The following is a 10182-nucleotide window of genomic DNA, read 5'->3' on the forward strand; positions in this document are numbered from 1 at the left end:
CGTGCGGGATCGGCAGGGGCACGGGCCCATGGCGCAATTGGTCAGCGCTGCCGGCTCATAACCGGTTGGTTCCAGGTTCGAGTCCTGGTGGGCCCACCAAATAGCTGGCGCAAGCCATGGATCATCGAGAGGAGATCGGTGGTTTCTCCGTTCGCACTCCGGCCGTGGTGGCATCCTTCGGGATGTGGCGGCCACCCGTTGCGCTCAGGAGCCCTTCCGCGCCTTCCCTTGCCACCCCTGCCGTTGTTGTACCACGTCACCGATCACCACGATCGAGGGGGCGATGGCCTGCAATACGCCTGCGGCCGCATCTTCCAGCGTGCCGAAGCTCTGCCGCTCCTGCGGTGTGGTCACCGCGTGCAGCAGGGCGAGCGGCGTGGTCGGTGCCATGCCCGCCTCCAGCAGCCGGCCGGCGATGCTCGGCAGGTTGCGGCTGCCCATGTAGATCACCAACACCGGGAAGGCGGCGACCAGCGCCCGCCAGTCGAGGCGGGAGTGGCGTGCGGCCTCATGGCCGGTGAGGAAGGCGAGGGTGGCGTTGACGCTGCGGTCGGTAACCGGAATGCCGGCCATCGCCGGCGCGGCGATGCCGGCGGTGATGCCCGGGACGACGCGAAAGCGGACGCCTGCGGCGGCAAGCGCGCGGATCTCCTCGCCGCCGCGGCCGAAGACGAACGGGTCGCCGCCCTTGAGCCGCACCACCCGCCTACCGGCGCGGGCCAGGGCGATCATCCGCGCGCAGATGTCCTGCTGGCGGGCCGAAGGGCGGCCGCCGCGCTTGCCGGCGAAGATCCGCTCGGCATGCGCCGCGCAGCGGGCCAGCACCGCCTCGGAGACCAGCGCGTCGTGGATGACGGCGTCGCAGTCGCCGATCAGGCGGGCGGCGGCGAGGGTGAGCAGCGCCGGATCGCCGGGGCCGGCTCCGACCAGCGCCACCTCGCCCGGGCATAGCGGCCGGTCGAGCGCCTCGTCCGATTCGATGGTTTCTTGCGAAGTGGTCATCCGTGATCGAATTGCAAAAAGTCCGTCCGTGGACTTTTTGCTTGACGGCGATCGAAGAGCGCGGTCTTCGATCCCTTTACAAATCCATCGTTTGCTTACGCAAGCTCTTGATTTACGCGGCCGTCCTGGCCGCGGATGCCGACTTCTTGCGAAGTCGGCATCCGTCATGTCCGTTGTAGCAGACACCGCCGGCCTCGCGGTAGCGCCTCATCAGGTCGGCAGCCTCTGCACGCAGCAGGTCGCAGCGGACGGTGATGCCCCGTCGTTGCAGCTCCTGCCTCCATTGCGGATGGCGCGGCCCCTCGTCGAAGCCGATGGCTAGCGCATCCTCCGAGCGGGCCGCGCAATAGAGTGCGGCGATGCCCGACCAGGGCAGTGCGCCGAGGCACATGGCGCACGGCGCGCAGCTGGCAAACAGCCGACACGCCCCGGCGGCACGCAGGTCGTGGCTACCGATGTGTCGTTGGGCCAGCGCCAGCGCGGCCATCTCGGCGTGGGCCAGCGAGCAACGGGCGGGCACCACCACATTGACCGCCGCGGCGAGCGGAGGGAGGCGGTCGTCGGTGAAGATGGCCGCGGCGAAGGGCCCGCCACTGGCGTGCGCGATCTGCTGCTCCAGCAGCCGCAGCAGCCAACGCATGCGCGCTTGTGGTGTGGCCTCCTCCAGTGGATGGCGTGCAACGAAGCCCGACAGCCAGTCGGGCATGGTGACTCGAAAGCTGGTGGGCGGGGCCGTGGTGCGGGACACCCCTCAGGATGCCGCGGCCAGCTCCTCGCTCTTCTGCTGCAGGGTACTCATCCGCCGCGCGAGCTCTTCCATGGCGTCGGCCTTCTGGTCGAAGCCGTCGGCGGCGTTGCCGGCGCGCTGGTGGATGCCGGAGACCTCTTGGGCGATCTCGCTGAGCACTTCGTGCGCCTGTTTGCTCTGCTCCAGCACCTCGTCGATACGCTGCTGGATCTCCTTGGTCGCCTCCGCGCTCTGGTTGGCCAGCTCCTTCACCTCGCTGGCCACCACGGCGAATCCGCGGCCGGAGGCGCCGGCCCGCACCGCCTCGATACTGGCGTTGAGCGCCAGCAGATTGGTGTGCTTGGCGATGCCGGCGATGCTCTGGGAGAGCTGGTTGATCGCCTCGGTCGCCTCGACCAGTCGGGCGAGCAGCTCCTCCCCCTGCCGGCTCGATCGGGCGGCTTCGCCGGCGACGCCGGAGTTGTGCCGTACCACCTCCGCAGTCTGTCGGATGTCTCGGGCCATCGCTTCGAGATCCTCCGCCAGGCGGCGGCTCTCTTCGGCGATTTCCGCGGCTTGCATCTGCTGGATCTCTTTCTCCATCGCTTCTCCCCTGTTCGACCCGCCGTTCGCCCGTTCGGCCCGGCCGGGCGGTTCCCGCGCCGGCTCACGATCGACGGAAGAAGGCGTTAGGATATCGGGCGAAATGGTAACGGGGCGAAGGGTGCGATGCGAATGGAGCCGCGCGTGGGCAGGCCGGTCGGCGGGTTCGGGCGCTCCTGCGCCGGATGCGGCGTGAACGCCTTCTCCCTGCGGCGGTCGTGGATCCTGGGGGGGGCGACGCTGCTGGCGCTCTCACTGATCGCGCTGGTCGACCGCTGGCTGATCGGCGGACACGGCGTGCCGCTGTTGATGGCCGCCTTCGGCGCCTCCTCGATCCTGCTCTACGGTGCGCCGCAGAGCGAGATGGCCCGGCCGTGGAACATCTTCGTCGGGGGCATCGGCAGCGCTTGCATCGGGGTGGCGGTGACATCTCTGCATCCGTGGCTGCCGTTGTGGCTGATCGAGGCGCTGGCGGTGGCGCTGGCCATTGTCTACATGGGCTGGAGCGGCAGCATGCACCCGCCGGCCGGGGCGATTGCGTTGCTTGGCGCCAGCGGGGAGTACGGGCCGCTCGGTTTCGGCTTCGTGCTCTGCCCGGTGGCCACCGGATTGCTGATCATGTTTCTGGTGGCCGTGGTCGCACATCGCCTGCAGCCGGAGGGGCGCTACCCTCGCGGCGCCACATCCGGCAACGTTCAGCAACGGAAAAATCTGTGAACGGAGGCTCTCGATGAACACAACACGTTGGATCATTGCCGGCTGTCTGGCGGCCGGCGCATGGCTGGCGCCGGTTGGCGCACAGGCTGAGGATCTGTCGGACTGGGTGCTGCCGCCGGTGCCGGTGCCCGCGGACAACCCGCAGAGCAAAGCGAAGATCGCACTCGGCCATCAGCTGGTCTTTGACCCCCGCCTCTCCAAGAACGATTCGATCAGCTGCGCCGGCTGTCACCTGCCGTTCGCCGGCGGTGGCGGCCACACACCGCGCGCCTTCGGCCACGGAGGTGAGCTGGGCCGCTGGGCGCCGTCTTGGGTCAACGCCGCCTACTACACTTCGCTCTTCTGGGATGGCCGCGCCGCCTCACTGGAGGAGCAGACCGGTGCTCTGCCCGGCCACATGGGGCCGATCTCCGCCCCCGGCGAGATGGGGGGTGATGTGCCGGCGATCGTCGCGCGGCTCAAGAGGATCCCCGGCTACGACCGGGCGTTCCGGAAGGTGTTCAAGGATGGGGTGACGCGGCGGAACATCGCCCGGGCCATCGCCGCCTACGAACGTACGCTGGTCGCCCGCGACGCCCCCTTCCAGCGCTATGTGCGGGGCGACCGCAATGCGATCTCCGCCGCCGCCAAACGCGGCTTTGCGCTGTTTCGCGGCAAGGCGCAGTGTGTCGCCTGCCACACGCCGCCGCTGCTGACCGACAACGCCTTCCACAACATCGGCGTGCCGCAGGTCGGCCCGCTGAAGGAAGATAAGGGGCGCTACGCCGTGACCGGAGACAAGGACGACATCGGCGCCTTCAAGACGCCGACGCTTTATAACTCCGCATCACTGCTCTTCTTCATGCACGACGGCGCCTTCTCCACCATGGAGCAGGTGATCGACCACTACAACCGCGGCGGCAATCCGAAGGATCCCCGCCAGGACGACCTGATCGAGCCGCTCCATCTGACCGCCGCCGAGCAGGCCGATCTGATCGCCTTCCTCGAAACCCTGACCGATCCACGGCTCAACCGGATCCACCGGCCGGCGCTGCCTTAGATCCCGGGCGGGTCGGGTAGCGGCCGGGCGCCATGCCCGCCGCCCCGGCCCGGTCAGGCGGGCCGGTCGTCGCTGCGGTAGAACATGGTCGGGTTGATCTGCCATACCGTCTGCCAGCCGGCCTCTTCCTGCTGCAGGCAGACCACCCCGCCGTTGGCGAAGCGGATCGGTGCACCTGCATCCCGCCCGAGCAGCAGTAGGGCGGCGAGCCGGGCGAGGTGGGGCAGATGGCCGACCAGCATGATGGGCCCCGAGCGCTCCACCGAGGCCTTCTCCAACAGCCGCAGGGCGTCGATCGGGTCGGCAGCCGGGGCGAGGACGGGGCGGGAGACGACGTTTGCGACCTGCCAGGCTTCGGCGAACATCTCCGCGCTCTGGCGGGCGCGCAGCTTGTCGCTGCAGTAGATCACGGCCGGTTGTGGCCGTTCGAACAGGCTGAGGAAGCCGGCGACCCTGGCGATCTCCTCCCGCCCCAGCGGGGAGAGCGGGCGGGTGGGATCCTCCTCCCGGCCGACCGCCCGGCCGTGCTGGCTCAGGTAGCAGCGCGGGCCCACGGGAGCGTGGCGGAGGGGGTAGGGAGCGCTCCGGCCGTGGTCAGCGGATTCCCATGTGTTCGGCGAACTCGTGCTCGACCTGGTCGAGCTCCTCCGCGTTGTAGAGGATCAGGTTGCGCAGGTGGGGTACACTCTCCAGATCGACCGCCTCGAAGGCGATCGCCACGCCGTCGTCCCGGCCGCGTACCACCCGTCCTTCCGCCAGAATGGTGATCTTCTCCTCCTCCCCCAGGGTCAGCTCCACCCGGCAGGGGGCTCCCTTGTGCAGCCCGCTCCAGTCACACCGGATGGCGGTGCCGTTCATGCTGATGTCGGTGACCGTGCCCTCCACCTCACGTCCATCCTGTCGGATCCGGGCCCCGACCGGGATGCGTACCCGGGTGAAGGCGCGTCCACTCTGCTTCTCCATGCGTTCATCCTCCCGTCGCCCCGACTTCTTGCGACGTCGTCATCCCTCCTCCCGGTCGAAGATCAGGCAGGAGAGCGGCGGCAGCCGCAGCGAGAGCGAATGCGGCCGCCCCATGAAGGCTATCGGCTCACTCACCACCTGACCACAGTTGCCGATGTTGCCGCCGCCGTAGATGGCGCTGTCGCTGTTGAAGATCTCGCGGTAGCAGCCCGGCTCGGGAACGCCGATCCGGTAGCCCTCGCGTACCACCGGGGTCAGGTTGAGCACCACCAGCAGCGCGTTGCCGTCGTTGTCCCGGCGCAGGTAGCTGAGCACCGACTGGGCGGCGTCGTTGCAGTCGATCCATTCGAAGCCGCGCTCGTGGAAGTCGTTGACATGCAGCTCTGGGCGGGTGCGGTAGAGCCGGTTGAGGTCGGCGATCATGCGCATCAATCCGGCGTGGGGTTGATGCGGCGTCTGCTCCCAGGCGAGCGGCCCGTCGTCGTTCCACTCCTGCCACTGGCCAAACTCGCATCCCATGAAGAGCAGCTTCTTGCCGGGATGGGTGAACTGCCAGCCGTAGAGCGCGCGCAGATTGGCGAACTTCTGCCAGTCGTCGCCCGGCATCTTGCCCGGCATCGAGCCCTTGCCGTGGACCACCTCGTCGTGGGAGAAGGGGAGGATGAAGTTCTCGGAGAAGGCGTACATCATCGAGAAGGTGAGCTCGTTGTGGTGGAAGCTGCGGTGGATCGGATCGCGGGAGAAGTAGCGCAGCGAGTCGTTCATCCACCCCATGTTCCACTTCATGGTGAAGCCCAGCCCCCCCAGCCAGACCGGGCGGGAGACCATCGGCCAGGAGGTGGACTCCTCGGCCATGGTGATGGCGCCGGGGAAGCGTTCGTGGACCAGGCAGTTGAACTGTTTGAGGAACTCCACCGCCTCCAGGTTCTCCCGGCCGCCGTGGCGGTTGGGCAGCCACTCCCCCTCCCGGCGGGAGTAGTCGAGGTAGAGCATCGAGGCGACGGCGTCGACCCGCAGGCCGTCGACGTGGAAGCAGTCGAGCCAGGAGAGGGCGGAGGCGATAAGGAAGTTGCGCACCTCGTTGCGCCCGTAGTTGAAGATGAGCGTCCCCCAGTCGGCGTGTTCGCCCAGCCGCGGATCCTCGTGCTCGTAGAGGGCGGTGCCGTCGAAACGGGCCAGTGCGAAGCTGTCCTTGGGGAAGTGGGCCGGCACCCAGTCGAGCAGGACGCCGATCTCGTGCTGGTGGCAGTAGTCGACGAAGTAGCGGAAGTCGTCCGGCGTGCCGAAGCGGCTGGTCGGCGCGAAATAGCCCACCGTCTGGTAGCCCCACGATCCGTCGAAGGGATGTTCGGTGATCGGCAGCAGCTCGATGTGGGTGAAGCCGAGTCTGTGGCAGTGCTCGACCAGCCGGTGGGCCAGGGTGCGGTAGTCGAGGAAGCCTCCGTCGGTGTTGCGTTGCCAGGAACCGAGGTGAACCTCGTAGATGCTGATCGGCTGCTCCATCGGCGGGCCCTGCATGCGCCGGCGCTCCATCCAGCGGTCGTCGCCCCAGCGGTAGCGGGTCGGGTCGTGGACGATGCAGGCGGTCTTGGGGCGCACCTCCATCTGCCGGGCGTAGGGGTCGGCCTTCTCGACCACGGTACCATGGCAGGTGCGCACCTCGAACTTGTAGAGCGCGCCCGTGCCGACCCCGGGGAGGAAGAGTTCCCACACGCCACTGGAGCCGCGCTGGCGCATGGGGTGGATGCGGCCGTCCCAGCCGTTGAAATCGCCGATGACGCTCACCCGCTGTGCATTGGGCGCCCACACAGCGAACCCGGTCCCCTCCACCCCCAGCATAGTGCGCGGGTTGGCGCCGAAGAGGCGGTACTTCTCGAGGTGGTTCCCCTCGCCGATCAGGTGGAGGTCGAGATCGCCGAGCATCGGCGGGAAGCGGTAGGGATCCTCCTCCTCCCAGCGGCGTCCCGCGCCATCCTCCAGCCGCAGGCGGTATGGGGTGGAGAAGTCGCCTGCGGCCACACGACAGACGAAAAAGTCGCTGCCGGCAATGCGCCTCATCACCCGCGGTCGGCGACCGAAACCGAGCAGCCAGGCGCGGGCGATGTGCGGACGGAAGATGCGCACGACGATTCCCCCCCGGGGGTGGGGGTGGCGTCCGAGCAGGGCGAAGGGATCGCGGCAGCGCCCCTCGATGATCTCGTAGTGGGCGTCGGTCAGTGTGGTCATGATCGCTCCGGATGGGCGGAATGGGGCGTATGGTAGCGCCGGCGGTGGAGGTTGTATGCGCGGCGCGATGCGTCATCATGCGCCGGTGCGCGCCTCGACCGGCTTCTCCATGATCGACACGCCGCAGCGGTTGCGGCGGGCGCTCACCCTGCTTGGAGGGGCCGACGAGCTCTTCGTCGACACCGAGTTTCACCGCGAGCAGACCTACTGGCCGCAGTTCGCCCTGATGCAGATCGCCGTACGCGGCGCGGAGGGGGGGCGCTGTTTTCTGATCGATCCGCTGGCCATCGACGATTTGGGGCCGCTCTGGCGGTTGCTGCTCGATCCTGGACGGCGCAAGATCTTCCATGCCGCGCGGCAGGACGTGGAGATCATCCACCACGCCAGCGGCGGCCTGCCTCTGCCGCTCTTCGACACGCAGGTCGCCGCCGCGCTGCTCGGCTACGGCCAGCAGGTGGGGTTCGGTACGTTGGTGCAGCAGCTCACCGGGGTGACCCTGGCCAAGGAGGCCACCTTCACCGATTGGCTGGCGCGGCCGTTGAGCGCGGCCCAGAGGCGCTACGCCGCCGACGACGTGCTCCACCTGATTCCGGTCTACGACCATCTGCGCGCGCAGCTTCAGGCGAGAGGGCGCAGCGACTGGCTCGACGACGAGCAGCGCCAGCTGACCGATCCGCGCGCCTACCAGCCCGACGTGGAGACACTCTTCTGGCGCACCAAGGGGAGCAAAAGCCTCAAGCCGAAGCAGTTGGCCGTACTCCGGCCGTTGGTCGCATGGCGCGAGCAGACCGCGCAGGCGCGTGATCTGCCGCGCAAACGGCTGATCCCCGATGAGTCGCTGGTCGAGCTCGCCCGGCAGGAGGAGCTCGATCTGGAGCGGCTCGCCGCCATCCGCGGTATCTCCCGGGGGTTGGTCAAGCGCTTCGGCGCGGAGCTGCTGGCCGCCTGGCGGCGCGGGATCGCTACGCCGCCGGAGGAGTGGCCCCGGCGGAGGCGTGCGGCGACCCCCGCCACCCCCGGCAGCGCCCCCCGGGCCGATCTGCTCGATGCCCTGCTTCAGCTCAAGGCGGCCGAGCTGGAGATCGCGCCCGCCATCCTGGCCAGCAAGTCCGATCTGGCGGCGCTCGCCTCGTGGGGCGGCAGGAAGCAGCCGGGGCCGCCTCCCGACATCCCGTTGCTGCGCGGCTGGCGACGGCGGTTGATCGGCGAGACGATGCTGGAGATGCTGGCCGGCCGCCTGATGATCAGGATCGACCCCGAACGCCGCCTGCCGGTGATCCTGCCGGTGGCGCCGCACTGACCCATCTGCGGCGGTGAACGTCGTCTTCACCATCGACGCCCTGCTCGACTCGGGCAGACGGGCCTGGCGGCTCTGCGCCGATCGCGAGCGGTGGCGCGAGGTCCGTTTCGCCGGCGATCTGGCCGCCGGCGACGCCGCGCTGCGGGCGATGGAGGAGGTGCGGCCGCTGTTGGGGCTGCGGTTGGCCACCGACAAGCGGCATGGGCTGGTGCGGCGCGGCCGGGCGGGGATGTTCGATTTCATGCAGCGCGGGATCTTCAGCCACGCCATCGTCCACCGTCTCGCCCCCGCGCCGCTGCCCGACCGTGGGCAGATGGTCGCCACGCTGGCGGCGATGGAGCCCGGCCGGCCGCAGCTGCTCTACCTCGATCTGGGCGCCTGTTTCCGCAGTCGGGAGGCGGTCGACCTGCTGCACAACCCGGAGATCGCCGTACGCGGCGAGGTCGCCTCCAGCCCAGGTTTCATCGGACCGGAGGCGGCGGCTAGGGAGTCCTACGTCGCGCTCTTGTGGCAGCAGTTCACCGCCGGCTGGTGGCAACATCTCGCCACTCGGCGCATCAACTGCTTCGTGCCTGATCCGGCACAGGCGCCGCCGGCCGAGGTGTCGTTGCAGCGGGCGGCCGAGGAGTTCGTGCCGGAGCGGATGCCGTGAGTCGTGCCCCGCTGCTCGAGCTCTCCGTGGACGGGGCGGCGATGGATGAAGATGGCTTCGGCCGGCTGGCGGGTGGGTTGCGGGCGGTGGGTGTGGCCGAGGAGTGTGATCCCGAGGGGAGGGTTCGCCGCCGCTGCGCCTGGTTCCCCGCCGCGCCGGGGGTGCGGGAGCGGCTGATCGCCGCGATCGCGCTCTGCAATCTGCCGCCGTCGGCCGTGCGCATCCGGTGGCTCGACGAGTCGTGGGCGACTGCGTGGCGGAAGCAGTGGCATGGGCAGCGGATTGGCCGGCGGCTCTGGGTGCGGCCCGATTTCCGGCCGAAGGCGGCGGCGGGCATGGTCGATATCGTGCTCACCCCCGGCATGGCCTTCGGCACCGGCACCCACGCCACCACCCGGCTCATGCTGACGGCGATCGAGCGGGTCTGTGCCGAGGGCACCGTCCGTCGCATGCTCGATATGGGGACGGGCTCGGGCATCCTGGCCATCGCCGCTGCCAGGCTGGGGGTGGGGGCGGTGGTGGCGATCGACTGCGACGCCGATGCGGTGGCCGCTTGCCGGGAAAACGCCCGGATCAACAAGGTACGGATCGAGGTCCGCCTGGGCGATGCTCCGCCGGAGCGGGAGCGCTTCGACCTGGTGGTCGCCAACATCCTGGCCGCGCCGCTGATCGCCATGGCCGAGGCGCTTTCCTGCTGCGTCGGGGGGCGGTTGTTGCTCTCGGGGGTGCTGGCGCGGCAGGCGGCACGGGTCGAGGCGGCCTATGCCGCCTGCGGCCTGCAACCGCTGGGGGTAGAGACGGAAGAGGAGTGGGCGTTGCTGGAGTTTGTCCGCGCTGATGTGGAGTGGAATCGCACAGCCACCGTGCAGGGGGAATAGCGCAGCCGGCTTCGCTAAGCAGCCGGCATTCGCGGCCACGGACGGCCGCGCAAATCAAGAGCTTGCGCAAGCAAG

General features: G+C 69.1%; 11 protein-coding genes and 1 tRNA gene. 6 read left to right on the forward strand and 6 right to left on the reverse strand.

Going from position 1 to position 10182, the window contains the following annotated elements:
- Positions 1-22: 22 nt before the first annotated feature.
- Positions 23-99 (forward strand) — tRNA-Met (locus D6682_04285).
- 105 nt (positions 100-204) lie between these two features.
- Here D6682_04285 and cobA read toward each other — a convergent pair.
- From cobA to D6682_04300, 3 genes are all read right to left on the reverse strand, one after another.
- The gene (gene cobA / locus D6682_04290; protein ID RMH51502.1) at positions 205-1002 is read right to left on the reverse strand and encodes a uroporphyrinogen-III C-methyltransferase; all 798 of its coding nucleotides are present in this window, start codon (positions 1000-1002) and stop codon (positions 205-207) included.
- Between the two features lie 112 nt (positions 1003-1114).
- A complete protein-coding gene (locus D6682_04295; protein RMH51503.1) occupies positions 1115-1708 on the reverse strand; it encodes a nucleoside deaminase in 594 nt (197 codons plus the stop codon).
- Between the two features lie 45 nt (positions 1709-1753).
- Positions 1754-2332: a hypothetical protein gene (locus D6682_04300; protein RMH51504.1), complete on the reverse strand. Its 579-nt coding sequence runs from the start codon at positions 2330-2332 to the stop codon at positions 1754-1756.
- 126 nt (positions 2333-2458) lie between these two features.
- Here D6682_04300 and D6682_04305 point away from each other — a divergent pair, with 126 nt between their 5' ends.
- Together D6682_04305 and D6682_04310 are read left to right on the forward strand one after the other, a co-directional pair.
- Positions 2459-3049, forward strand: coding sequence for an HPP family protein (locus D6682_04305; GenBank protein ID RMH51505.1), 591 nt, complete (start codon positions 2459-2461; stop codon positions 3047-3049).
- A 13-nt stretch (positions 3050-3062) separates the two neighbouring features.
- Positions 3063-4088: a methylamine utilization protein gene (locus tag D6682_04310; GenBank protein RMH51506.1), complete on the forward strand. Its 1026-nt coding sequence runs from the start codon at positions 3063-3065 to the stop codon at positions 4086-4088.
- Positions 4089-4141: 53 nt separating this feature from the next.
- Here D6682_04310 and sixA read toward each other — a convergent pair whose 3' ends face one another.
- Genes sixA through glgB form a run of 3 tightly spaced genes read right to left on the reverse strand, consistent with a single transcriptional unit; the run spans position 4142 to position 7277 of the window.
- Entirely contained in the window at positions 4142-4642 is a 501-nt protein-coding gene (gene sixA, locus D6682_04315) for a phosphohistidine phosphatase SixA (protein RMH51507.1), read from the reverse strand.
- A 40-nt stretch (positions 4643-4682) separates the two neighbouring features.
- Complete coding sequence (locus D6682_04320) at positions 4683-5051, reverse strand: PilZ domain-containing protein (GenBank protein RMH51508.1); 369 nt, start codon at positions 5049-5051, stop codon at positions 4683-4685.
- Between the two features lie 39 nt (positions 5052-5090).
- The gene (glgB, locus tag D6682_04325; GenBank protein ID RMH51509.1) at positions 5091-7277 is read right to left on the reverse strand and encodes a 1,4-alpha-glucan branching protein GlgB; all 2187 of its coding nucleotides are present in this window, start codon (positions 7275-7277) and stop codon (positions 5091-5093) included.
- A 109-nt stretch (positions 7278-7386) separates the two neighbouring features.
- Between glgB and rnd the strand changes: the two genes are divergently transcribed.
- The 3 genes from rnd to D6682_04340 are packed head-to-tail and all read left to right on the forward strand — an operon-like array spanning position 7387 to position 10107.
- Positions 7387-8577 carry a ribonuclease D gene (gene rnd / locus D6682_04330; GenBank protein ID RMH51511.1) on the forward strand — a complete coding sequence of 397 codons (1191 nt, stop codon included), beginning with the start codon at positions 7387-7389 and terminating at the stop codon, positions 8575-8577.
- 13 nt (positions 8578-8590) lie between these two features.
- Entirely contained in the window at positions 8591-9229 is a 639-nt protein-coding gene (locus D6682_04335) for a hypothetical protein (GenBank protein RMH51510.1), read from the forward strand.
- 41 nt (positions 9230-9270) lie between these two features.
- On the forward strand, positions 9271-10107 hold the full coding sequence (locus D6682_04340) for a 50S ribosomal protein L11 methyltransferase (protein RMH51512.1): 837 nt from the start codon (positions 9271-9273) through the stop codon (positions 10105-10107).
- Positions 10108-10182 lie beyond the last annotated feature (75 nt).

The organism is Zetaproteobacteria bacterium (genome assembly GCA_003696765.1).
Lineage (GTDB): Bacteria > Pseudomonadota > Zetaproteobacteria > Mariprofundales > J009 > RFFX01.

What these genes read in the sequence shown, in the direction of transcription:
- rnd (RMH51511.1), top strand. Translation starts at nt 7,387, where the DNA reads ATGATCGACACGCCGCAGCGGTTGCGGCGGGCGCTCACCCTGCTTGGA.
- glgB (RMH51509.1), bottom strand. Translation starts at nt 7,277, where the DNA reads ATGACCACACTGACCGACGCCCACTACGAGATCATCGAGGGGCGCTGC.
- D6682_04300 (RMH51504.1), bottom strand. Translation starts at nt 2,332, where the DNA reads ATGGAGAAAGAGATCCAGCAGATGCAAGCCGCGGAAATCGCCGAAGAG.
- D6682_04305 (RMH51505.1), top strand. Translation starts at nt 2,459, where the DNA reads ATGCGAATGGAGCCGCGCGTGGGCAGGCCGGTCGGCGGGTTCGGGCGC.
- cobA (RMH51502.1), bottom strand. Translation starts at nt 1,002, where the DNA reads ATGACCACTTCGCAAGAAACCATCGAATCGGACGAGGCGCTCGACCGG.
- D6682_04295 (RMH51503.1), bottom strand. Translation starts at nt 1,708, where the DNA reads ATGCCCGACTGGCTGTCGGGCTTCGTTGCACGCCATCCACTGGAGGAG.
- D6682_04340 (RMH51512.1), top strand. Translation starts at nt 9,271, where the DNA reads ATGGATGAAGATGGCTTCGGCCGGCTGGCGGGTGGGTTGCGGGCGGTG.
- D6682_04310 (RMH51506.1), top strand. Translation starts at nt 3,063, where the DNA reads ATGAACACAACACGTTGGATCATTGCCGGCTGTCTGGCGGCCGGCGCA.
- D6682_04320 (RMH51508.1), bottom strand. Translation starts at nt 5,051, where the DNA reads ATGGAGAAGCAGAGTGGACGCGCCTTCACCCGGGTACGCATCCCGGTC.